General features: G+C 49.0%; 22 protein-coding genes. 19 read left to right on the top strand and 3 right to left on the bottom strand.

The window, feature by feature from the left end; genetic code table 11:
* Nucleotides 1-18 precede the first annotated feature (18 nt).
* From CBE73_RS04030 to CBE73_RS03990, 9 genes are all read left to right on the top strand, one after another.
* Complete coding sequence (locus tag CBE73_RS04030) at nucleotides 19-744, top strand: hypothetical protein (RefSeq protein WP_094093107.1); 726 nt, start codon at nucleotides 19-21, stop codon at nucleotides 742-744.
* Entirely contained in the window at nucleotides 729-1,562 is an 834-nt protein-coding gene (locus tag CBE73_RS04025) for a hypothetical protein (RefSeq protein WP_094093106.1), read from the top strand. The genes CBE73_RS04030 and CBE73_RS04025 overlap by 16 nt, the downstream gene beginning before the upstream one ends.
* Complete coding sequence (locus tag CBE73_RS04020; protein ID WP_229752500.1) at nucleotides 1,559-3,385, top strand: ATPase, T2SS/T4P/T4SS family; 1,827 nt, start codon at nucleotides 1,559-1,561, stop codon at nucleotides 3,383-3,385. Before CBE73_RS04025 ends, CBE73_RS04020 begins: the two co-directional genes overlap by 4 nt.
* Nucleotides 3,375-5,444: a hypothetical protein gene (locus tag CBE73_RS04015; RefSeq protein WP_094093105.1), complete on the top strand. Its 2,070-nt coding sequence runs from the start codon at nucleotides 3,375-3,377 to the stop codon at nucleotides 5,442-5,444. Before CBE73_RS04020 ends, CBE73_RS04015 begins: the two co-directional genes overlap by 11 nt.
* 20 nt (nucleotides 5,445-5,464) lie before the next feature.
* Entirely contained in the window at nucleotides 5,465-5,950 is a 486-nt protein-coding gene (locus tag CBE73_RS04010) for an ABC transporter permease (RefSeq protein ID WP_094093104.1), read from the top strand.
* Nucleotides 5,951-5,955: 5 nt separating this feature from the next.
* Nucleotides 5,956-6,369, top strand: coding sequence for a hypothetical protein (locus CBE73_RS04005; protein ID WP_094093103.1), 414 nt, complete (start codon nucleotides 5,956-5,958; stop codon nucleotides 6,367-6,369).
* Between the two features lie 28 nt (nucleotides 6,370-6,397).
* Nucleotides 6,398-6,940: a hypothetical protein gene (locus CBE73_RS04000; protein ID WP_244905545.1), complete on the top strand. Its 543-nt coding sequence runs from the start codon at nucleotides 6,398-6,400 to the stop codon at nucleotides 6,938-6,940.
* Nucleotides 6,927-7,916 carry a hypothetical protein gene (locus tag CBE73_RS03995; protein ID WP_094093101.1) on the top strand — a complete coding sequence of 330 codons (990 nt, stop codon included), beginning with the start codon at nucleotides 6,927-6,929 and terminating at the stop codon, nucleotides 7,914-7,916. Before CBE73_RS04000 ends, CBE73_RS03995 begins: the two co-directional genes overlap by 14 nt.
* Nucleotides 7,917-8,027: 111 nt before the next feature.
* Nucleotides 8,028-8,771 (top strand): response regulator transcription factor, encoded by a 744-nt coding sequence (locus CBE73_RS03990; protein WP_157739396.1) that lies wholly within the window; start codon nucleotides 8,028-8,030, stop codon nucleotides 8,769-8,771.
* Between the two features lie 103 nt (nucleotides 8,772-8,874).
* On the opposite strand, the gene CBE73_RS03985 is transcribed toward CBE73_RS03990, so the two are convergent.
* Both CBE73_RS03985 and CBE73_RS03980 read right to left on the bottom strand, forming a co-directional pair.
* Nucleotides 8,875-9,438 carry a C40 family peptidase gene (locus CBE73_RS03985; RefSeq protein WP_373286343.1) on the bottom strand — a complete coding sequence of 188 codons (564 nt, stop codon included), beginning with the start codon at nucleotides 9,436-9,438 and terminating at the stop codon, nucleotides 8,875-8,877.
* A 327-nt stretch (nucleotides 9,439-9,765) separates the two neighbouring features.
* A complete protein-coding gene (locus CBE73_RS03980) occupies nucleotides 9,766-10,410 on the bottom strand; it encodes a thiamine diphosphokinase (protein WP_094093099.1) in 645 nt (214 codons plus the stop codon).
* A 141-nt stretch (nucleotides 10,411-10,551) separates the two neighbouring features.
* Here CBE73_RS03980 and CBE73_RS03975 point away from each other — a divergent pair, with 141 nt between their 5' ends.
* The gene (locus tag CBE73_RS03975; protein WP_094093098.1) at nucleotides 10,552-11,172 is read left to right on the top strand and encodes a trimeric intracellular cation channel family protein; all 621 of its coding nucleotides are present in this window, start codon (nucleotides 10,552-10,554) and stop codon (nucleotides 11,170-11,172) included.
* Nucleotides 11,173-11,270: 98 nt separating this feature from the next.
* Here CBE73_RS03975 and CBE73_RS03970 read toward each other — a convergent pair whose 3' ends face one another.
* Complete coding sequence (locus tag CBE73_RS03970) at nucleotides 11,271-11,999, bottom strand: alpha/beta hydrolase (protein WP_094093097.1); 729 nt, start codon at nucleotides 11,997-11,999, stop codon at nucleotides 11,271-11,273.
* 248 nt (nucleotides 12,000-12,247) lie between these two features.
* Here CBE73_RS03970 and pdhA point away from each other — a divergent pair, with 248 nt between their 5' ends.
* From pdhA to CBE73_RS03925, 9 genes are all read left to right on the top strand, one after another.
* Nucleotides 12,248-13,315: a pyruvate dehydrogenase (acetyl-transferring) E1 component subunit alpha gene (gene pdhA / locus CBE73_RS03965; protein ID WP_094093096.1), complete on the top strand. Its 1,068-nt coding sequence runs from the start codon at nucleotides 12,248-12,250 to the stop codon at nucleotides 13,313-13,315.
* A 157-nt stretch (nucleotides 13,316-13,472) separates the two neighbouring features.
* A complete protein-coding gene (locus tag CBE73_RS03960) occupies nucleotides 13,473-14,450 on the top strand; it encodes an alpha-ketoacid dehydrogenase subunit beta (RefSeq protein ID WP_094093095.1) in 978 nt (325 codons plus the stop codon).
* Nucleotides 14,451-14,481: 31 nt separating this feature from the next.
* Nucleotides 14,482-16,119, top strand: coding sequence for a 2-oxo acid dehydrogenase subunit E2 (locus CBE73_RS03955; RefSeq protein WP_094093094.1), 1,638 nt, complete (start codon nucleotides 14,482-14,484; stop codon nucleotides 16,117-16,119).
* A 3-nt stretch (nucleotides 16,120-16,122) separates the two neighbouring features.
* A complete protein-coding gene (gene lpdA, locus CBE73_RS03950; protein WP_094093093.1) occupies nucleotides 16,123-17,550 on the top strand; it encodes a dihydrolipoyl dehydrogenase in 1,428 nt (475 codons plus the stop codon).
* A gap of 251 nt (nucleotides 17,551-17,801) precedes the next feature.
* A complete protein-coding gene (gene thyA / locus CBE73_RS03945; RefSeq protein ID WP_094093092.1) occupies nucleotides 17,802-18,596 on the top strand; it encodes a thymidylate synthase in 795 nt (264 codons plus the stop codon).
* 71 nt (nucleotides 18,597-18,667) lie between these two features.
* Complete coding sequence (locus tag CBE73_RS03940) at nucleotides 18,668-19,153, top strand: dihydrofolate reductase (protein WP_094093091.1); 486 nt, start codon at nucleotides 18,668-18,670, stop codon at nucleotides 19,151-19,153.
* 121 nt (nucleotides 19,154-19,274) lie between these two features.
* Nucleotides 19,275-20,762 carry a glutamate synthase subunit beta gene (locus CBE73_RS03935; protein WP_094096124.1) on the top strand — a complete coding sequence of 496 codons (1,488 nt, stop codon included), beginning with the start codon at nucleotides 19,275-19,277 and terminating at the stop codon, nucleotides 20,760-20,762.
* A 235-nt stretch (nucleotides 20,763-20,997) separates the two neighbouring features.
* The gene (locus tag CBE73_RS03930; protein ID WP_094096123.1) at nucleotides 20,998-23,346 is read left to right on the top strand and encodes a type IA DNA topoisomerase; all 2,349 of its coding nucleotides are present in this window, start codon (nucleotides 20,998-21,000) and stop codon (nucleotides 23,344-23,346) included.
* A 147-nt stretch (nucleotides 23,347-23,493) separates the two neighbouring features.
* Nucleotides 23,494-24,063 carry a hypothetical protein gene (locus CBE73_RS03925; protein ID WP_094093090.1) on the top strand — a complete coding sequence of 190 codons (570 nt, stop codon included), beginning with the start codon at nucleotides 23,494-23,496 and terminating at the stop codon, nucleotides 24,061-24,063.
* Nucleotides 24,064-24,097 lie beyond the last annotated feature (34 nt).

The following is a 24,097-nucleotide window of genomic DNA, read 5'->3' as shown; positions in this document are numbered from 1 at the left end:
CAAGAAAGGAAATAACGTATGAAAAGCTGGATTTATGCCGGGGTAAGTGATAAACACGATCTGCTGCTGTATATATGCAGACTTCTTGCTTCCGCGGGTGCTAAAGTGCTGCTGGTAGATGGAACGGAACGGCAGATTTACCGCTATTCGATCGGCCAAGCCGATCAATCATTACCGATCACCGAATACTGCGGCTTTGATGTGGCATGTGGTTTCTTTTCCGCAGAATCTCTAAAAGTTTATTTAAAGGACCAAGGCTGCACAATCGAGGATTATGATTTTGTAGTTTATGATTTGGAAAAATTAACGTTTTGCGATGAGGCCGACTGGAGAACAAGCGCCGGTATCGTTTGGGTGACAGCCTTTGAACGGTTTGCTGTTGAGCGCAGTGTAGAGTGGTTCAAGCTTCTATTCTCGAAATATCCCGCTTTGCAGGACATTTCCGCCGGGATCGTCTTTATTCGTTACGTCGAAAGCTTGATTGAGGAATCTTACATAAGAGAAATGATTCGGCAGCTGCCGGTCAAATGGGACGAGCAGGGGGTCAAAGTCCATTGGGATGAACGGGATTACGGGATTCAGCTGGAGAATGAACACAACCGGGCTCTTCATATTAAACCTCTGTCGCGTAGTTATAAGAAAGCTATCACAGCTCTGACCGACCGGATGGCGGGCAGCGGAATAGTCAAGACACGAAGCTTGTTCAGAAGCAGCGCAAGGAGGCAGGTATGGGCAAATTCCTAATCTATGACGGAGAAAATTCGTTCGGAGCGCCTGAAATCGCCGCTGCAGCTGCCATGGAATCCGGACTAAACCGTTTTGGCGCAAGTCTACTTGTCCACCTGGGTTCCAAAGGAGAAGGTGCCGAGCAGGGATTCCTGTCACCCGGCAAATCAGATATGCACCGGGAACAAATCGTTGCTGAAGAGGGAATGGACGCCTTATTTCGTTTGGCGGAAAGCGGCCGACTAAGCGGCGACAACGTTTCGGATTATACTTTGCCTCTTCTGAAGGGACAGCTGGATCTTGCCTCCGGGCATGGGTTTCCGGCAAGGCAAGGTTTGGCCGCAAAGGAACTGATATACCGCCGAATTTGGCAGAAGGCTGCGGGGAAATACAGCCGTATCTTTATCCAAGGGTCTGAATGGATGCTCCATCAAAGCGGCATTGAGCCAGAGGATAGACAGATCGTGGTGCTCCGTCAGAACAGAGGGGTCCTGCAGCGTTATTATCACCGCGTTCTTTCAAACCAGCCAGGGGATAGAAGGCATCTTATTGTGCTTTATCCTTACGATGAAAGTTCGGTTCTAAGTGTCAAAAATGTCAAACGATTATTTGGAGGTGCGATGCCTATTATTGGCGTTCCCCATTGTACGGATTATGTGAATGCCTGGAATAACGGGGAGGCCCTTGCTTTCATGCTCAGAAATCAGCGTTCGTTAAGGAAATCTCAGACTAATTTCTCTTTCATGACGGCTGTTCGCAACCTGACTGCCCGGTTGGATGAAATGCGGATGGAGGGCGGGCTTTCGAAAGTGGAAATGGAGGAGGTGATGCCATGATTGATGTGGGTTGGATGATCTTTGCCATTGTGCTTTTAAGCTCAGTAAGCATCTGGTTCGTCCGGAGAGGAACTGAGCAACAGGCCTTTCAAGATGAGGAGTACGCGGCCAGATCCAAGGAAACGGATGAAATCCTAAAGGCCTTGAATTTCGTCAAAGAGTCACTGCATGATCTAAGCCGCAACCATCTCGATGATTATGGATTAAGCGAAGAGGAATACAAACGAAAACGGAATCAGCGGGCTGAACTGAGACAAGCGCTTAAGGGCTGTATATCCGGTGATCTGCGGGACAAGTTATTTGTCAAGAACTACATAACCCATGTTCTGGAATCCGGCTATCCTCTATCTTCCGGGATGATCAATCGTATGATCCCCTTTGATGAACGCGAGAAGCTGAGTGTGCAGGACAGATTTGAAATCTTGTTATATCTGTATAAGCAGCGGCATGGGAACAAGGCACTGTCCGTCATGATCGAGGAATACCAGCTGGATTCACCCAAATTGGACGAGGCCTCCGAGGGGGACCTCAGATATGAGATTGATGAAGAGGAGATTAACCATATCTTCTTCATGGAATACAGAGAGCTTGATGAGAAAGAGAAGCTGGATCTGATTGTTCAGCGGATCTACCAGATGTATAAAGGATTTTCAGTCGTGGATGAGATCAGAGATCAGTGGATCGATGGTGTCAGCGGTGGCGTGAGCGGTTCGGATTATACCGGCAGCGACGCTGCGGTGCAGCAGGTTCTCGAACATGGCCCGGAAGAAGGCCACGGGCTGGAAGACAGCAAAGAACGGAATTTTGACAGCGTATGGATTTTCTATAAAGGCAAATCGATCCGATTGTCCTTCCTGTCCTTTGGCTCTGAGGGAGAGTTAAAGCGGGTGTGCCAAAACATTTATAAATATAATCTGCCCGGCCAGTTGTCCGAAGCTTCAGCTTATAAAGTGAATGAAATGAAGGACGGCTCCAGAGTTGTGGTGGTTCGGCCGCCGTTTGCCGAAAGTTGGGCTTTCTTCGTCCGTAAATTTGATATCGGAAGTGCTTCGCTGGAGCAGCTGATTAAGGGCGAAGGGGCGGAGACGGTAATTTCCCTGCTGCAATTTCTAATGAAAGGCGGCCGGATCACTGCGGTGACAGGTTCTCAAGGGGCGGGGAAAACGACGCTTCTGATGGCCATGATCAAATATATTTATGGTTCCTATACGCTGCGTATTCAGGAGATGTCTTTCGAACTTCATCTTCGCAGATTGTATCCGAAACGGAATATTCTGACCTTCCGGGAAACGGATCATATATCCGGCCAACAGGGGCTGGATCTTCAGAAGAAGACCGACGGTGCCGTCAATATCCTTGGAGAAGTGGCGACGGATGAAGTGGCCGCATGGATGATCCAAATGTCGCAGGTGGCCAGTTTGTTCACCGTATTTACCCATCATGCCAAAACGTTTGCGGATCTGATTCATTCGCTCCGCAACTCCTTGCTTAAAGCCGGCTTGTTTCGAGATGAGCTCACGGCGGAGAAGCAGGTAGTCCGGGCCATTCACTTTGACGTTCATTTGCGCCATAACATGGATGGAACCAGATACATAGAACGAATTACGGAATGTGTGCCGGTTTCTGTTCAATCGGATCGATGGGGGCAGTCGGCTCAATATGAAGCGAGAGATATTGTGGTCTACACTGACGGTAAATATAAAGTGCAGGATGCGATTTCGGCGTTGACCTGGCAGGAAATGAAGAAGGAGATGGTTCCGGTAGACGCGATTCGTTTTGACCGTTTCCTGGCCGATCACTGGGGGGAGCAGCTTGGAGCTTAAAACACTGCTTTACTGGGTGTCTGGCCTGAGTATGGCTGGATTTGCCGCGGTCATTATCACCGTTAACATCCTTGGCCAGCTTATGCGGAAGAACAACGATATTCCGCTCCGCGCAACACCCGCTGGCAAAGGGAAGTTTCGCTGGAAAACAGCCCTGTATTTGCTGCTGCAGCGTTCCTATCTGCTGTTTCTGAAAATTCCGCTGCTTCGCCAATATACGCTGAAGGTTAGAAGCCGGCTGAGTATAGGCCTGCAGCAGGACGAATATCGGATCAGGCTGCGGACAACCGCGATGGTATACGGGCTGCTTGGACTAATTAGCAGCGGAATCATCATTTTATTTCTGATGAATCCGGATCCCGTTTATCTCATGACTTTGCTGATTACAGCGGCGGTTATGAACGGCCTGCTGCTGGAGGCTTATGCCAACAAACTTCAGCGCCGGCTGCTTGGGCAGACTGATGCTTTGTTTACGGCCGTCCGTCATGCTTATCACCGCTCCGGTATGGTGGATGAAGCGATCCGGGAGGCATCTGAGGAGGCCGGCAGGGAGATTTCTGCCCACGGCTACCGTATCTATGAGGCTTTAAACGCCCATGAACCAGAGCGCAGTCTGGAGGTTTATTATGAAATGAATCCCGGAAGGTTTCTAAAAACATTTGCCGGAGTTTCCTATTTGGTCATGGAATATGGCGACAAGGTCAGCCGCGGCGGGTCGCTATTTCTAAATGCTTTATCTGAACTCGCCAAAGAAATTCATCTGGATCTGCTTCGTCTGACAAAACTCGATTATCTATTAAAGGGATTGCACGTCATTGCGATTGCGCCGCTCTTTTTCACCAAGCCGATTGAGCGGTGGGCAAGGGGCAATTTTCCGCTGATGGACGATTTTTATGCCGGCAAATACGGCATGCTTACAAAAATGGTAATCTATCTGGTTATTTTTATTTGTTACATGCTGCTGCAAAAATTAAAAAGTGAAGAAGAGTACAGTCCTTTGAAGTTTGCTTCCAGCTGGGAGAAACGGCTTTATGAGCGGAGAGTCATCCGAAAGCTGATTCGGCCCTTCCTGCCCCATCCTAAATCTCAAAGTTATGTCCGGAATGCAGAACTGCTTAGAGATACCTTCAGCAAAATGAGGGTGGAATGGTTTTATGTCCGCCGGTTGGTTTATTTTGCAGGAGCTTTTGTAGTGGTGTTCTCTTTGATTCTGGTGCTGCATGCCAACGTTAGAACGCATATCTTGAACGGGGCCCATTCCACTCAGCTGCTGTTTGGAGCGCCGGATCAACAGGAGAGGGCCAGACTGTCAGCCGAGGCAGCCACTGATAAAGAAATTATGAAGGAATTGGGAATGATCAAACATCCGGGGTATGAAAAGATTGCTGGAAGCATTTCCAAGCATACGGAAGTACCTCTAACCAAAGATCAGCTGAATGATTCCGTGAACCGTATTGCCGGCAAGCTGGGTCAGTGGAAGTCGGAGGTTTTAAGGGGATGGGAGGTTCTTGCGGCGCTTGGAGCGGCCGTTTGCGCTTATTATGGGCCGTATTGGCTGCTCCAGTTCCAGCGGAGAATCCGCAGGATGGAAATGAAGCATGAAATTTATCAATTTTATACGCTCATTTTCATTTTACGAGAGATGAACCGGATTTCCGTTGAAGAGATTATGGAATGGCTGAATTCTTTTGCTGTTATTTTCAAAACTCCGATCGAAAAATGTCTGCTTCATTATGAACACGGGCCGGAGGAAGCTATTGAAGCAATGAAGCAGGATGTGTCGATGCCTGAATTCCAGAGACTTGCGGACAAGCTGGTACTGGCCGTAAGCAAGATTCCAGTCAACCGGGCGTTTGATGACGTTGATGGTGAAATGGGGTATTTCTTCGAGCAGCGAAAGCTGGATTATGAGAAGACGCTGGAGATGAAAGCGAATCTCGGAAAAACGATCGGATTTACGCCTATGTACGCTCTTGTATTTATGTATTTGGTTATTCCTTTGATCTGGATGAGCTTTAGCCAAATGACCGTTTATTATGAACAAATTCAAAAATTATAAGAAAAGGCAGGTAAAAAAACATGAATAATGCATCTTCAGCACTTAAGGTGGCTGCTGGGATTTTCCTAACCATCGCGTTAATTACGATCGTTGTTATTTTGTTTATCTCCGCCCAGGAGGCAACAAAAACCGCTCAAAATAATTTCTCGGATATCCAAACGGAGCTTGCTCAGGCCTCATTTACCGTTTATGACGAAACGACGATCAGCGGTTCACAGGTTACCAATGCACTTCGGAAATACAAAGGCAAGGTGCAATTCGGGATTGAGGTGAAAACCGGTAAAAATATGGCCGGTCAATGGTACGGCTCCGTACTTGACGTTTCGAATATTTCTAACGCCAGCTATGGATCTGTATCGTCCGAAAGCAATGCGAATATCGGCAACACTTGGAACGAAGCCAGCAGCGAATACGTGAATCCGAGCGGCAAATTTAAGGCAGAAGTAGTCAAGGACAGCTCGAATGTGGTTCGCGGACTTATTTTCACCCAAACATCGGTCCGGTAAACGGCATGCTGTTCAGCTCTGTCAAACATCTGCTTTGGACAGCGATTAGCCTAAGCCTGTTTATAGCAGCCTGTACGGCCATGCTGCGGGGAGTGGAAATATCCGACAATGCGGTTAAGGCGTCCAGTACCGTTAATTATAATCAGGCTTTAAACATTTATGTTCATTCGGAAGAAGACCGTGATGAGGTTTCCCTTTTTGCATATACCGGCGCTCAGGTCCTCTATATGTGGAGAAACAGTTTAGGCGAGGACGTGAGGATTACAGTGAACGGAATGACTTTTCCTAAGCCTCAGCCGTATTCCGATCCGGAATGGACGGCGCCGGCAAATGGTATTCGTCTGGAGCAATTATATACGGCGGCTTTCGAATACAACGATCTAAATCAAGTGAAAGAGATCAGTTTTACAGCACAATGAGCGGGAGGGAATGAATGGATTGTCTAATGTGTTATCCAAAATAACAGCCGCCTTGCTGGCTGTCCTGCTGCTTTACGGCTTCCCTATGCTGCAGAATACGAAGCGGCAGGAGGATCTTTCCCAATTGAACGCCTACCGGATCGTTGCGCAATTTGTTGATGCGGTACGAACTAAAGGCTACATTACTCCCTCAATGTATAACGAGTTTACTGGAGAGCTGGGGACAATGATGGAAGGGTTTGAGCTGGAGATGGAGCACCGCCACAAGAAATATCAGCCTGAGTATGAAGATGCTGCCGATGCTGCGACTTTCCTTGGAAAATTCAGCGTACATGAAGAAGCTCATTTCGGGGATGAAATTATGGAGCAGCTGTTCCCGATTGAACCGGCAAACTCTAAGTTGGAGTCCAGAGTCTATTACCTGAGCGCAGGAGATTATTTTGACGTCCGGCTCCAAGATCAGAGCAAGCGGGCTTCCAGCATTCTGAATCGGTTTCTTTACGGGGAGGACTTTGCTTCTTCGGCAGCACCGCTGGAATATGGGGGAATGGTGCTTAATGAAGATTACTGAATGGGCGATTGTGTTTGTCCTGCTGGCAAGTCCTTTATTGTGGATCTCTTCAGTTCATACTGATCAACTTAGAGAGGTATTCCTGCTGGAACAACGATATAACTCGGTTTTAAGAACAGCGGTTCAGGATGGGGCAAGTCGGCTCGATATAAACGAGCAGCCGTCCTACGAAGCGGGGTATGCCTCAGATAAATATTTCCGGGTAGATAAACAGGCTGGTCTGGATGCGCTGCTGAAGACATTGTTTCTGAATTTTAATCTTGCGGACGACCCTCTTGGTCAGCAGGCGTTTATGCTTTATATTCCGGCGGTTGTAGTCTTGGAATATGACGGATACTCAATCTACGGAGTACAAGAAAGAAAGGAGCCGGATGGTACTGCGCTGAACAGCGCCGGCTGGTTCCCGAAAAAACCTTATGCCTACACGGACGCGGCCGGAAACGCTCTGTCCTTCACATTGGACAGCCGGCTTACGCTTCTGGATCAAAGCCAAGGTGTATTTCTTCAAGGCTCGCCGGAAGAGTTGGCCTTGATGACGGATGATCCGCTGCTAAAGAATCTGCAGCTGCTGGATGCAGCCCGCAGGACAACAATTGTATCTTCCGTTGAAAGGGATCTTGAAAGGATCTTGGCCGATCATAACCGGTTGGCAGAGCGGGCAGGAGTGAATTATACCTTCACCCTGCCCCGGATACCCGATGAGACTTGGAACAATACCATTGACGATGCCGGGATGCTGGTTTTTCTGCAGGGGATTCCGCTGGGGGATCAGTTTTATAACAACTTTGCATTTGGAGGAGGGAGGTTGTTGAAGAAGGAACCGGTTATCGGCGGAATTGATGAACGGACGGGCGTTAAATATTATTATCGGCGCAACCAGTGCGGGGGAGTATATCGAACGGAAGAAGTGTTTGCCAGTGAACGGGACGCCGCGGCAAGCGGTTATTTTGAAGCCAGGTGCACGATAGGGAAGTAAGCGGTATTGCCCGGGTATGAGATAACGTTTTGCTTCGCAAACTATGGGTATTAGCAGATGAACCGGATGACTTTTCTGAGTGCGGGGTGAAAGACGGTGGAGGAGAAGTGTTTGGGTTTTATTGAAGGCGAAGACGTCCGATTTGCGAAGCAAATAACAAGCCGGCTTAGAGAAGCCGGCTTTGTGGTGAAACGGTATATAACAAAGGGGACGAGTTCAAGGGAAGACAGTAACGGTGTCAATATAAACGATCTGATCACCATCATTGATCCCGGCGGTGAGACTGAAGACCTCGAAGACCTACTGCCGGATCTCCTGCTCATCGATGTGGATTGCAGGGATCTAAACTCCATCCAATCATTAATTGGCCTGGAACGGGAGAACAGCTTGCTGCCTTATCCAGTCGTTGCCCTGGCCGGTTCCCCAACCACAGAAGGTTTACTGGAGGCTTTTGCCGCCGGAGCCAACGATTATGTATACAAACTAGCGCCCCTGGAAGAAATCATCGCGAGAATTCATAATCTGACGGGATTATTTCAACGCATTGATCCCCATGAACATCAATATATAGAACACGAGGATCTGCGTATTGAAATTAAGCAGCATAAAGTGTTTAGGGGAGGGGAAGAGATTCCCCTGACGCCTAAAGAATTTGACCTGCTGCTGTTTATGGCGCGCCGAAAAAAGAAGGTCTGCAGCCGTGAATTGCTACTGCATGAAGTTTGGGGATATGATTTCACTGGTAAAACAAACGTCGTGGACGTTTATATCAAACATATCCGAAGTAAAATTGATAAAGGACGCAAACCTAAATTATTGCATACTGTCCGCGGTACAGGTTATATGCTGCAGTAGCAGCTAATGAAACCTGCATGTCGGGAACAAAGTTAACCGACTAAGCCCAAAGTCGATCTGGCTCGAGCGCTGGGCCTGAGCTAAGTTTGTAGTTTCAATAAAACTACAGTACGCGACGTGCTTTCAAGTAAGTTTTCTTCCAGTTTCCGGAGTTCAGATTCGAAATCGTAACACCTGGTTTACCGTAAGTGTGCAGAATTTTGCCATTGCCTGCATAAATAGCGACGTGAGTAACGTTCTTTCCGTTAGCGCGGCTGCCGCTGGAGAAGAAGACCAGATCGCCGACTCTCAGGTTGGCTTTGGAAACGGCTACGCCTTTTTTGGCTTGTGCTGCAGAAGTCCGCGGCAAAGTTACGCCATAATGTTTAAATACGTATTTGGTAAAAGAAGAGCAGTCAAAGTTTTTGGTTGTTGATGTAGAAGCACCAAATTTATAAGGTGTTCCCATGAACTTTTTACCGTAAGCGATGATCTTTGAACCTTTGGATGTAGCTGTACTTGTCGCATCCAAAACATTTAATGAAACTGCAGAGCTAGCATTTGACGTATTGGCTGTATTGTTAGCTGCAGAAGCCTGGGTTTGTCCAGAAAGCATCATGCCTGTGAAACCAACGGAAGCGCAAATACCTACCGTCAGAACTTTCTTGTAGAGTCCTTGAATTTTGATCATTTGTTTGTTCCTCCTGATGTTGTATTCTCGGGCTTGTTCAAAGTATAACAGGTTTGATACTTCCTAATATTATCCAAAGATAGGAGGAAACTAGATATAACAGGCGGTTGACCCTCATTATTAAAAAACGATTAAAATTTACAAAATATTAAGATTTAAAGGGGGATCAAAGGGCAAAGAAAAGGCTCAAACCCAGTTCGGACAACGGGTTGGAGCCTGTTTGATTTATATTCTTTTTTCGCAATAACAGGTTACATAAATGTAATCTATTTAATCTCTCTAAAACGTCTGATCTTTATTTTGTATACAACTTTGGCTTTGAATTTAGTCCTTACTTTGAATGATTAGAAGCAGGCCGCTTTCAATTTGAATGGTTCCTTCTTCTTTCTCAAGTTTGTTGCTGATGCCTAAAGACTGCCCCATTCTCAGCGAGGCATTTTCCAGTTTGTACAGGAACCCTTCGAGAGTTATTCCTGTTACTTCGGGTGTCAAAGGCAGAAGCGAAACATAAGTAAATTGACGCCGCTGCACAAGAGCCGAGGAACCGGTCAAGGTAATAAAGTTGTTCTTGTCCCAGATTGAACTTGAAATTTGGTGCTGCAGAGCCCGCAGCATCATTTGGATGTTGGCCATGGAATGATCCAGCCGGCTGCCCAGAACGCCAAACATAACGATTTGCTCCGGTTGTCTGTTCAACGCAATGTCAAAAGCCAGCTCGGCATCGGTCAGATCTTTGTCTAACGGATCCACAACAACAACCTCGCGGCATACGTTCTGAAGCTCTTCCAGCTGCTGAGGTGTAATAGAATCAAAATCGCCAATAGCTGTATCCGGGATAATCCCGTGTTCGATCAGAAAATAGGCGCCGTAATCGGCTCCAATGAGATAATCGCCTTCCTGAATATGCTGTTTGAAATCCGGGATAATATCGCCGCCAGCGAATATAAGAACCCGATTGGTAGATGTCATTTGAAATCTCTCCTTGCTGCATTTTGGGGAGCTATGTAATGACTATAGTATAAAACAGAATTTTTTGTTGTACAATTTGGAAGGAAAAGCTACAATGTTTACGTCATATGTGAGAATACGGAGAGGGAAGAAGCAGGGGAAATGGAGCTATTTGATCTGTTCAGCATTATTGGCACCGTGGCGTTTGCTGTTTCGGGCGCTCTTGTTGCCATGGAAGAAGAGTATGATGTACTCGGAGTTGTTGTTTTAGGTTTGGCAACCGCCTTTGGCGGAGGGATTATTAGAAACATTCTGATCGGGGTTCCTGTAACAACGATTTGGACGCAAGGGCCGTTAATGCTGATCGCCTGCATATCGATTGCCGCAGCTTTTCTAGTTCCGGTATCCTGGATTAGCCATTGGAAGAAAGGCGAGGCCTGGTTTGATGCGATCGGTCTTGGTGCTTTTGCCATACAGGGCGCCTTGTATGCTGTAAAGATGGATCATCCGGCCAGTGCTGTTGCGGTAGCTGCCCTGCTGACGGGAGTAGGCGGAGGAATTATCCGCGACCTGCTGGCTGGCCGCAAACCTTTGGTTCTGCGGGATGAGATTTATGCGGTCTGGGCATTGATCGCCGGATTGGCGGTAGCCTTCGGCTGGTCGCAGACAACAACGGAGATGATTGTCCTGTTTATCCTCGTTGTCGTGTCACGCATGCTTTCGGTTCATTATCGTTGGAGACTGCCTAGAAGATCGCTGAAAAACAAACCTTTTGCCGGGTAACCCGGATAAAGACTGTGTATGGATGAAACACAAAAGGCCGCGTCGGAAGACGGGCCTTTTTGTGTGCTCTTTTATAGGAAAGCAAAATGAAACAATGGTTAAAGTAGGAAATAACGGAGGGCATCCGGCAGCTCTTTCTGCCAGAAACCCCAAATGTGGGAGCCGTCCTTCTCGAAATAAACCACTTTGGCGCCGCGTTTCTCCAGCAGTTCTTTTGTTCTGCGGTTCAGGTCAACAAAGTCGTAGATTCCGGTATCTGTCTGGTAATCCCGCTCCTGAAGTCCAACTACCATATACAAGCTAAGGAAGGAAAGGTCGCTCTCCGATGCGATGATTTCCTGGCTTGGGATGTAAAAGGCGCCAGACAGGGTAATGATTTTGGAGAACATATCCTTACGTTTCAGGGCGATATGAAGCGATACGGATCCACCCAGGGAATCCCCGGCAAGGATGCGGTCCTCGGCTGTGCGGCGGACAGGATAATTCTGTTCTACGTAGGGAATAATTTCTTCAGTAAAACAAGCGACATAAGCTTCATGACGGTTTCCAAAAGGAGCATATTCCTGCGTTCTGACCTTCACGTTCACTTCGACTCCTACAATAATAAAAGGTTCGATGTCCTCGTCCAGGATCAGCTGGTTGGCGAAGGTGGCAATCCGTCCAAAGTTGAAAAATTCTTCACCGTCCTGGCAGTACACGACCGGGTAGCTCAGCAGCTCATTGTAGCCGGGCGGGAGATAAATGCGCAGCTTGCGCGTTTCGTTTAAAAATTGGCTCTGGATTTCATGCTTCACGACAGTCCGTTTCAAATAGCGGTCATCTGTCATAGCTGTCACTCTCCTTTTTTTTGCATTTGGAGGCTTGATCAGGTAAGATAAACCATGGTGGTGAACGCGCTTTCTTACTGTGATATTCCTCACTGCTGTTACACAAATTTAATTACGCTGTTATACATACAAGACTTGGTTTCTAATACATTTTTCCTTATATCCTTTGACGAAAGGGATATAACAGATGTATAATAATTCTATAACAGCGGAACATGATATTCAAATTTTTTGTCGAGGTGAAAAACATGAGCAAGGTTCCTTATGAAGTATATACGGAAGAAGTAGAAGCTTTGTCCGTACTCTCTCCGGACGGCGAAATTATTAATCCTGATAAAGTACCCGACCTGACAGACGATCAACTGAAAGAAGTTATGTACCGTATGGTATTTACCCGTACTTGGGACGAACGAGCGATCAATCTGGGACGTCAAGGCCGCCTTGGTTTCTATGCGCCGGTTTCCGGCCAAGAAGCAACCATGGTGGGCAGTGAGTTTGCGCTCCAGAAAGAAGACTTTGTATGTCCTGGTTACCGTGATATGCCGCAGATCGTATGGCACGGTCTTCCGCTTTACCAAGCATTCCTGTACTCCCGCGGCCATCAACATGGCGGGCAAATTCCTGAAGGTGTAAACGTGCTTATGCCGCAAATCATCATCGGTGCGCAGATCCTTCACGCGATGGGAATTGCAATGGGCTACAAATTGAAGAAACAGAAACAAGTCGTAATCACCTACACAGGTGACGGCGGTTCTTCTGAAGGCGACTTCTACGAAGGCCTGAACTATGCTGGAGCATTCAAGCTGCCGGTTATTTTCTTTGTGCAAAACAATGGTTACGCGATTACTACTCCATTTGCCAAGCAAACAGGCGCATTGTCCATCGCTCATAAAGCGGTTGCTGCCGGTATCACTGGCGTGAAGATCGACGGTATGGACGTATTTGCCGTAATCAAAGCGGTTCAAGAAGCTGCTGAACGTGCTCGCAACGGCGAAGGCGCTACATTGATTGAAGCCGTGACTTACCGTTACCGTCCGCATTCCCTTTCTGACGATACTTCCAAGTACCGTACGAAAGAAGAAGAAGGACAATGGGGCGAGAAAGACCCAATCAACCGTCTTGCTAAATACCTGGAGAAAAAAGGTTTGTGGACGGAAGAAGACACAGCTCGCGTGAAAGAAGAAGCGAAAGCGAAAGTCAACGAGCAAATCAAAAAGGCTGAGCAAACCGAGAAAATGACGATTCCTGGTCTGATTGACAGCATGTTTGAAGCTACACCTAAACATCTGGAAGAGCAAAAAGCGGATTTTAAATAAGATCGGACTTCTGCTTATGCTGAGCCCTGTCGCCGGCCGCGTCTTCTTACATATATAGAAGGTCTGCCGGTGAAGGCCTAATGGATTAATCCCATATATACATGTTGTATATGTGTTTTGAACGTGATGAGGAAATTGTTAAGGAGGAGTAATAGCAATGGCACAAATGAACATGAAAGAAGCGATCCGCGACGCAATGCGCGTTGAGCTGGAACGCGACCCGAACGTTGTAATCTTCGGGGAAGACGTAGGCCATGTCGGCGGCGTATTCCGTGTAACTGAAGGTTTGCAGAAGCAATTTGGTGAAGAGCGTGTATTCGATACTCCGCTGGCTGAGTCAGCAATCGGCGGTTTGGCAGTAGGTTTGGGTATTCAAGGATTCCGCCCGATTGCCGAAATCCAATTCGTTGGTTTTATCTTTGAAGCTTTGGATCAAATCGTGGTTCAGGCAGCTCGTATGCGTTACCGTTCCGGCGGCCGCTACAATGCGCCAATCGTATTCCGTACACCATTCGGCGGCGGCGTTAAAGCAGCCGAGCTTCATACGGACGCCTTGGAAGGTTTGATCGCTCAAACTCCAGGTATTAAACTGGTTGTTCCTTCTAATCCTTACGACGCTAAAGGTCTGATGATCTCCGCGATCCGCGACAATGACCCTGTATTTTTCATGGAGCATTTGAACCTGTATCATGCTTTCCGTGATGAGGTGCCTGAAGGCGACTATACGGTAGAGCTTGGCAAGGCGAAAGTAGTTCGCGAAGGTTCCGATGTGACCATTATCGCTTACGGTATGATGGTGCATACAGCCATTAAAGCCGCTGACGAGCTGGAAAAAACCGGCGTGAAAGCTGAAGTCATCGACCTGCGCACACTTGTGCCGCTCGATATCGATACCATCATTGCTTCCGTTAAGAAAACCAACCGCGCGATCGTGGTTCAGGAAGCTCAGAAATCCGCAGGTATCGCTGCGGAAGTCATTGCACAAATCAACGAAAAAGCGATTCTTCACCTGGAAGCTCCAGTGCTTCGCGTGGCTGCTCCGGATACCGTTTATCCGTTCGCCCAAATTGAAGATACTTGGCTCCCGACTCCTGCCCGCATCATCGCTGCGGTTCAGCAAGTTCGCGAATTTTAATTTGTAAATCAATACAGAGGAGGTCTTCCTGGTGGCAAAATTTGAATACCGCTTCCCTGAATTGGGCGAAGGTCTGCATGAAGGTGAAATCATCAAAATGCATATCAAGCCGGGGGATAAAGTAACCGACGAAGATATTATTATGGAAGTGCAAAACGACAAGGCTGTAGTTGAAGTGCCTTGCCCGGTGAACGGTGTAGTACAAGAAGTGTTCGGCGCTGACGGCGCGGTTTTCCGCGTAGGTCAAGTAGTAGCCGTTATTGAAGCAGAAGGCGAATTGCCTGAACAAGCTGGCGGAGAAGCGCACAGCGAGCCGGCTCCAGCCGCTCCGGCTGCAGCAGCCTCAGCTCCTGTTGCTTCCGCTGGTTCTTCGAAATTCCAATACCTGTTCCCTGAACTTGGTGAAGGATTGCACGAAGGCGAAATCATCAAAATGCACATTAAACCAGGCGACAAAGTAACCGACGAAGACATCATTATGGAAGTTCAAAACGACAAAGCTGTTGTTGAAGTTCCTTGTCCGGTAAACGGTACTGTGCTTGAAGTGTTCGGCACTGACGGCGCAGTATTCCGCGTAGGCCAAGTGGTTGCGGTGATTGACGCTGAAGGCGAAGTTCCTGAGCAAGCTGGTCAGGAATCCGCTCCGGCTCAAGCGGCAGCTCAAGAAGCTGACGCAGCAAAAGGCGGCGCTAACACAGGCGCTTCTTCTGCTCCTGCAGCTCCTAACGCTGAAGTATTGGCTACACCAAGCGTGCGTAAATTTGCCCGTGAACAGGGTGTTGACCTGACTTTAGTTAAAGGTACAGGCAAAGCCGGCCGCATCACTCGTGAAGATGTTGAAGGCTTCAAGAAAGGCGGCTCCGCGGCACCTGCATCGGTAGCTTCCGCAGCTCCAGCAGCAGCATCTGCTCCAGCGGCAGCGCCTAAAGCCGCTCCTGCAGCATCCACACCAGTGGCAGCAGCAAACGGCGAAGAAGAACGTGTTCCGTTCAAAGGTATCCGTAAAGCCATCTCCAATGCGATGGTTAAATCGGCTTACACAGCTCCGCACGTTACGATCATGGACGAAGTGGACGTAACCGAGCTTGTAGCCTTCCGTACACGCATGAAACCGATCGCTGAGAAGAAAGGTACAAAAGTTACTTATCTTCCGTTCATCGTTAAAGCTTTGGTTGCGGCTTCCCGCAAATTCCCGGCTCTTAACGCTTCCATCGACGAAGAGAACAACGAGATCGTTTATAAGAAATACTACAACATCGGTATCGCTACCGATACAGATAACGGCTTGATCGTACCGGTTATCAAAGATGCTGACCGTAAGAGCATCTGGATGATCGCTGACACGATCCGTGACCTGGCTGCCCGCGGCCGCGACGGCAAACTGACGCCGGCTGAAATGAGAGGCAGCAGCATCTCGATTTCGAACATTGGTTCCGCAGGCGGTATGTTCTTTACTCCGATCATCAACTACCCTGAAGTTGCGATCCTGGGTACTGGCCGTATCTCCGAGAAACCGGTTGTGAAGAACGGCGAAGTCGTCGTTGCTCCGGTTATGGCCTTGTCCTTGAGCTTCGACCACCGTCTGATCGACGGCGCAACGGCTCAAAACTTCATGAACTACATTAAAGAGCTGCTCGCGAACCCTGAGCTGCTTGTTATGGAGGTGTAAAGAATGGTAGTAGGAGACGCTTCTCTTGATATCGATACACTAGTCATCGGTGCCGGTCCCGGCGGTTATGTAGCAGCTATTCGCGCTGCTCAGCTGGGCCAAAAGGTAGTAATCGTAGAAAAAGGCGAGCTTGGCGGTGTGTGCTTGAACGTGGGATGTATTCCTTCCAAAGCCTTGATCTCCGCAGCTCATCAGTTTGAAAATGCGCAGCACGGCGGCGTTTTCGGCGTAACCGCCGAAAATGTTAAAGTGGATTTCAGCAAAACTCAAGAATTCAAAAACAGTGTTGTTAAAAAGCTGACCAGCGGCGTAGGTGGTCTGCTTAAAGGCAACAAGGTTGAAATTTTCCGCGGCGAATGCATGTTCATCAACGAAACAGAAGCTCGTTTGTTCAACGACAATGAAGCTCCTCGTTACCGGTTCAAACATTGCATCATCGCTACCGGTTCCCGTCCGATTGAATTGAAACCATTCCCGTTCGGCGGCCGCATCCTGTCTTCGACAGAAGCTCTGAGCCTGCCTGAGGTTCCTAAGAGCCTCGTGCTGATCGGCGGTGGATACATCGGCGCTGAATTGGGTCAAATGTATTCCAAGTTCGGAACGAAAGTAACGATCATCGAAGGTATGGACAGCATCCTGCCTGGCTTCGATAAAGACATGACTCGCCTTGTTGCGAAGAACATGGCTAAAACAAACATCGAAATCATCACCAACGCGAAAGCGGAAAGTGCTGAACAAAACGATAAAGAAGTTACGGTTAAATATTCCGTTAACGGTGAAGCTAAAGAAATTACAGCTGACTACCTGCTCGTTACGGTTGGCCGTCGTCCAAACACGGATGGCGACTTCGGCCTTGAGCTGGCCGGCGTTGAAGTAACTGACCGCGGATTGATCAAAGTCGATCACCAAGGCCGTACTTCCAACCCTAAAATTTTCGCGATCGGTGACGTTGTTCCAGGTCCTGCTTTGGCCCACAAAGCTTCTTACGAAGGTAAAGTGGCTGCAGAAGCGATCTCCGGACTTCCCTCCGTTGTGGACTACAAAGCGATTCCTGCCGTGTGCTTCACGGATCCAGAATGCGCAAGCGTAGGTTACACGGAATCCGAAGCGAAAGAGAAAGGCTACAAAGTTAAAGTCGGTAAATTCCCGTACGCGGGCAACGGCCGTGCTTTGTCCCTGAACCAATCCGAAGGTTTCGTGAAGATGATAGCCAAAGAAGAAAACGACGTAGTTATCGGTGCGCAAATTGTAGGTGTTGAAGCCTCCAACCTGATCGCCGAGCTGGGTCTGGCTATTGAAATGGGAGCAACTCTTGAAGACATCTCCCTGACCATTCACGCTCACCCTACACTTGGTGAAATTGTAATGGAAACAGCCGAGCTTGTTGAAGGACACCCTATTCACGTAGTGGCTCCTAAGAAACAAGTTTGAATCTTGTTAGCAAGGAGCGAGAACGTTCACGTTCTCGCTCCTTTTTTAGCGTTCAAGCCTTTTTAATGAAATGATGCGAACGATTTGAGCGATAGAACGAAGAAAGCGAATTGAACGAATTGTATAGAGTCGTTTTTTACCCTGATAAAGGATTTGAATCTCCCAAACCTAACGCGGGATGATATAATGGACGTTAAATAACCGCAGACGTTACGGTTTGAGGCTAAAGATAAACGAGGTGCAAGACTTTAATGAAAGCATATTTGGATTTACTGCAAGATATTCTCGATCATGGTGTGGAAAAAGGGGACCGGACAGGTACAGGCACTTTGTCCGTATTTGGCCGCCAGCTTCGCTTTGATCTATCGGAAGGGTTTCCGCTGGTAACAACAAAACGAGTACATCTGAAATCCGTTGTTCATGAACTTCTCTGGTTCCTTAAGGGAGATACCAACATATCCTATCTGCAAGAGAATGGTGTTACCATTTGGGATGAATGGGCAGATGAGAACGGTGAACTGGGACCCGTATACGGTTCTCAGTGGCGGTCCTGGGAAGCGCCGGATGGCCGGAAGATTGACCAGATCGCCGCTTTGGTAGACGGCATCAAGAACAACCCGAATTCCCGCCGTCACCTGGTCAGCGCCTGGAATGTAGCTGAGATCGATAATATGAAGCTTCCGCCTTGTCATTTTGTGTTTCAATTCTATGTGGCGGACGGTAAATTGTCCTGCATGCTGACGATGCGTTCCGTAGATACCTTCCTTGGACTGCCGTTTAACATTGCAAGTTATGCGCTTTTGACCCATATGATTGCCCAGCAGTGCGACCTGGAAGCCGGGGAGTTCATCTGGTCAGGAGGAGACGTGCATATCTATTCCAACCATCTGGAGCAGGTTAAGACCCAACTGGCCAGAGAACCTTATCCGCTGCCGCAGCTTGTTATTAAACGCAAGCCGGATTCCATTTTTGATTACAAATTTGAGGATTTCGAGTTTGTGAACTATCAGCATCATCCGGGAATTAAAGCGCCGGTAGCGATTTAACAGATTCTCTTCCTTGAAGAGGTTTGTTGAAGATTAAGCTCAAGCAAATGATTAGGAGGATCTGATACCGAATGAGCATTACGTTGATCTGGGCCATGGCGGAAGGCGGTGTGATCGGACGCGACAATGCGCTGCCTTGGCGTCTGCCGGCCGATATGGCTTTCTTTAAAGCCCAAACGACAGGCAAAACGGTTCTGATGGGCCGCAAAACCTGGGAATCGATGAACGGCAGACCGCTGCCGAATCGTGTAAATGTGGTACTTACCCGCGATAAAGCGTTCAAAGCGGAAGGCGCTGAAGTGATTCACTCTTTTGGTGAAGCGGTCCATTTAGCGGATAAAGGCGAACTGATGGTGATCGGCGGTGCCGAGCTGTTCAGGTATTTCCTGCCCATTGCCGATAAACTGCTGGTTACGGAGATCGAGGAGAGCATTGAAGGAGACGTGGTGATGCCTGAGATTGACTGGAGTCTTTTTCAGTTGACCGAGGAACGCCAGGGGTTAACCGACGAAAAAAATCCGTACAAATACAAATTCCTCACCTACGAACGTTCGTAGAGAAGTGTAAAAAAGTGCAAACATTTCGCTCATAAGTCCATTAAAATGCTGACATATGCGGTGATAAACTAGTTGAAACATGAACAAGAGTAAGGATAACGAAGAGACTGGGGGAATGGTTATGTCTACACCTACGGGTTTTATGGAATTTAAACGCCAGCTTCCGGGCGATCGTAGTCCTGCGGAGCGGATCAAGGATTGGGAAGAGTTCCACAAACATATGTCCGAAGAAGAACTTCGTACTCAGGGTGCCCGCTGCATGGACTGCGGAACGCCTTACTGCCATACAGGAATTGACATGACTGGCGGAACATCGGGTTGCCCGGTACACAATCTGATTCCGGAATGGAACAATCTCATTTACCGTGGACTTTGGAGAGAAGCGCTGGACCGTCTTCACAAAACCAACAATTTCCCCGAGTTTACGGGCCGCATTTGTCCGGCGCCTTGCGAGGGGTCTTGTACGGTAGGCTTGATTGGACAGCCTGTTACGATTAAGACCATTGAAGAGGCTATTATCGAAAAAGGTTTTGAGGAAGGTTGGGTCGTACCTGAACCTCCTGAGAAACGGACCGGACGGCGCGTAGCGGTCGTTGGCTCAGGACCTGCCGGCCTTGCGGCCGCTGCCCAGCTTAATAAAGCGGGTCACCTGGTAACGGTGTACGAACGTGCGGACCGTGTCGGAGGACTCCTTACTTACGGTATTCCAAACATGAAGCTCGATAAAAGTGTTGTGGAACGCCGCGTGAAGCTGCTGGAAGCCGAAGGCATTACGTTTATCACGAATACGGAGATCGGCAAAGACATCCCGGCTCAGCAGCTGGTTGATGATTACGATGCAGTTGTACTTTGCGGCGGCGCTACCAAACCTCGCGAGTTCAATATTGAAGGCAGCGATCTCAAAGGCGTAGAATACGCCATGCCATTCCTGAACGGCACGATTAAGAGCTACCTGGACAGCAATCTCGAAGACGGTCAATATTTATCCGCTGAAGGCAAAGATGTTATCGTCATTGGCGGCGGCGACACCGGTTCTGACTGCGTGGCTACAGCTTTGCGTCACGGCTGCAGCAGCGTAACCCAATTTGGTACCCATGCGAAAGCGCCTTTGGAGCGCGACCCGATTCAGAACCCTTGGCCGCAGTTCCCGAACGTTTACACTTTGGATTATGCGCACCAGGAAGCAAAAGCGGTATTCGGCAACGATCCGCGCGAGTTCTCGATTATGACCACCAAATTTGTGGGTGACGAGAACGGCAACCTGAAAGAGCTGCATACAATCCAAATCGAACGTATTGTGGACGAAACAGGCCGCAAAATCTATCAACCAATTCCGGGTACAGAACGCGTATTCCCGGCTCAGCTTGCTTTGATCGCGATCGGTTTTGATGGACCCGAACAAACACTGGTTCAGCAGCTCGGTTTGGAAACGGATCGCAGAACGAATGTAAAAGCCAAATACGGCAAGTTCGTAACCAACAATGAGAAGGTCTTTGCTGCCGGCGATATGCGCCGCGGTCAAAGTCTCGTGGTTTGGGCGATTAACGAAGGCCGCGAGGCTGCCCGTGAAGTCGACAAGTTCCTGATGGGCGCTACGGTACTGGCGTAAAACTCCTTGATCCTTGGTAGGAGTTATATAAGCTTCATTTTATTACTCGGTGAACCCGTATTCTGCGTGAGGCAGGATACGGGTTTTTTCTCGGTTATTATCCTGGGGCTCAAGCTGTTTTGGGCAGTTATTCCCTAAATATGTTATAATGAAAGACATGGTAGAGAAGGACTTTCGCCGAATGCTGAAATGGCAGGCGGAAGTCCTTTCTTTCGCGAGAGAAAGGGGAATGGGTTTGAAGACGCTCGTAATTGCAGAGAAACCGGACATGGGACGGACTATTGGCCGGGTGATTGAACCTAGGGCCAAGAATAACCGAGTCTATCTGGAGGGCGACAATTATATCATTACATGGGCGATCGGCCACCTGCTGGGGCTGGCTGAACCGGATGCGTATGATGAGAAATACAAGAGATGGAATTTCAATGATCTGCCGATCCTTCCGGAGCAGTTCAGGATTGTGCCGAACCCGAAGACGAAGGATCAGCTGAAGACGATCGCGGAGCTGGCGAAACGCTGCGACAAGATCGTTAATGCCTGTGACGCCGGGCGGGAGGGGCAGTATATTTTTGCGTTGATTCAGCAGCAGCTTAAATTACGGCAGCCGGTGCGACGGCTGTGGATTTCCGATTTGACCTCCGAGAGCATTGCCCAAGGCTTCAGCAGTCTGAGGGACGGGCATGAGTTCGATAACCTGACGATGGCAGCGCGGGCAAGGAGCGAAGCGGACTGGCTGGTGGGCATGAATGCCTCCAGAGCTTTTACAACCAAACATAAGGAGCTGCTGTCCGTAGGACGGGTGCAGACGCCGGTGCTTGCTCTGATCTATGACCGTCAGATCGAGATTGAGAAGTTTGATTCGCAGACTTTTTTCGAAATTAAAGCGGTATTTCAGCAGGGGGAACGTTCTTATACGGGTACTTGGCAGGGAGAGAGATTAACGGATGCCGAGAAAGCGGCGGCGATTGCCGAGAAGGTGCGCAAGCAGCAGGGGCGGATCACGCAATATGACGTGAAGGACACCAAGGAATATCCTTACAGACTGTACGATTTGACGCTGCTTCAGCGGGAAGCCAATGCGAAATACGGCTTCTCGGCAAAGAAGACGCTGGACATTGCGCAGGCGCTGTATGAGCGTCACAAGGTAATCACGTACCCGCGTACGAACTCCAACTATGTGACGGAACAAAACATCGACGGCATGCAGAAGACGCTGCAGATGCTGAAATCGTCGCCATATAAGGAATTGGCCGATGGCGCGGAGCCAGGACGGGTCCATAAAAACAACAAGGCGGTCTGCAACCCGCAGCGCGTTGAGGATCACCATGCGATTTTGCCGACGCTGAAACGTCCGTCTTCCCTCAGCAAAGAGGAGCAGCAGATTTACGATCTGGTGATCCGGCGTTTTCTGGCGCATTTCTATCCGCCTGCGGAATACAAGCAGCATACGGTGTTGACAGTCGTCCAGGACGAAACCTTCAAAACCAATGTAAAAGAGCTGCTGTCTCTGGGCTGGAAGATTTGCCAGGCAGATGACGGGAGTGCTTCAGGCTCTGGTTCAGGCTCGCGGAGCCGCAAGAAAAAAGACGACGAAGACGAGCAGGAGGAAGAGCTGGTAAGCGAACCTTTTTCCGTTGATCCGGATCAAGTTGTACTCTGCAAAAAAGCCGACGCCAAAGAAAAGGCGACCAAACCGCCCAAAGCCTACACGGAAGGCACACTGCTGAAGGCGATGGAGAGCGCGGGCAAACAGCTGGAGAACGATGAGCTGCGCGAAGCGATGAAGGATGCTGGACTTGGCACACCGGCCACCCGTGCTGCTACGATTGAACGGCTGAAGAAGGTCGGATACATCGTGATGCAGGGGAAAAAAATCACGGTCACGCAAAAAGGCCGCACCGCCATCGAGCTGATCCGCCATGCAGGTGTCGAGCTGCTTACCTCGCCGGAAATGACGGGCCAATGGGAGCGCCGTCTTTACCAGATCTCACGGGGAGAAGCGGAAGCTGAAAAATTTATGGAGAACGTCAAACGGTTTACCGTTTCCATCGTGGACAAAGTCCGGGTGCAGCAGAAGGCGGATGCTTCTTTATTTGAAGGCCAGCAGAAACAGGCCAAAAAAGTCCGCAGTCCGCGCGGCGCTTCTGCGTCTTCCGCCGGGGAGAAGACGCAGAGCTTCCGGGGAGGCATAACGGCAACGGCCGTGCGGCGGACTGGAACTGCTGCGCCAGCTACTGCCGATACAGCTACCGTAGCTGCTGCTGCTTCTAATACAGGCAAAGTTCAAGCTGCCAACACACCTGCAGCAAGAGAAGTGTTTGGCGGGTGTCCCCGTCAAGGCTGCGGCGGACAGCTGATCGAGGGCCGCAAGGGATACGGCTGTACGCATTTTAAGCAGGGCTGCGGGTTTGTCATTTGGAAGGAATTTAACGGGAAAAATATTTCCAAAGCCATGTTAAGCGCCTTGATTCAGAAAGGCCGTACCCAGCTGCTGTCGTTTAAACCGGAGGCAGGCGCGGAATTTAAGGCACGGATTGTACTGGCGGACGCTTCAACCGGGCAGCTGAGGTTGGAACGGGAATAAGATCGGGCAGAATTCTCCCGGTATAATTATCGGAGTGAAATTCTTGTGTTATAGCAGACCTTCCTAACGGATGTAACGACCCGGTAAAAGGGTAAGCTATATATTAGCTATATATTATATGAAAGACAACCGCAGCAAGGAGGACCTATGAAAAGGGAAACGGCTCAAGTGCCTTTTGGATATGAACCGCCGGTACGAACGGTTAAAGGCGTGCTGGTATTTTACGACAGCTTTGAATCAGAACGGGAAGAGGATCTGGAGGAGGAACTGGCAGCAGCCCTGGTTACGGCCCGGCAGCGGAACTTCACCAAGCTGGTGCTGTACCCGCTGCATGAAGAAACGTTACGGCGGATGACGAAAATCCCTGTCCTTCCTTATCATAAGCGGGAGAAGTCGCTGATTGCCTGGAAGCAGGAGTCCGGCAGTTCACTGGTCACACTGGAAAGCTGGGAGGGACGGCGTAAGAAATATACGCCTTTTGAAGCGGCCGTGCGCCATCTTGAGGAGATCTACGGCGGGCCTCTCTTTCTGTATGTAACACCGGAAATGGCTAACCGATTGGCCGGTTACGATGCTTTTAAAGAAGTGATCAAGAGAATCAGGTTGATTCTCTCCACTGCCCCCGGAGAAGCTCTGCACCCGAATCTGGAAAAGTTCCGCAGCCGCTGGGACGTGGCGGGGGAAGCGAGCGCGGATCAAGCGAACAGAGATAAATAACTGGTAACTGATAAATGATACATGATACATGGGC

This window comes from Paenibacillus physcomitrellae, from assembly GCF_002240225.1.
GTDB classification, from domain to species: Bacteria; Bacillota; Bacilli; order Paenibacillales; family Paenibacillaceae; genus Fontibacillus; species Fontibacillus physcomitrellae.
The sequence above is the reverse complement of the archived record's forward strand: the minus strand, read 5'-3'. Positions and strand labels throughout refer to the sequence as shown.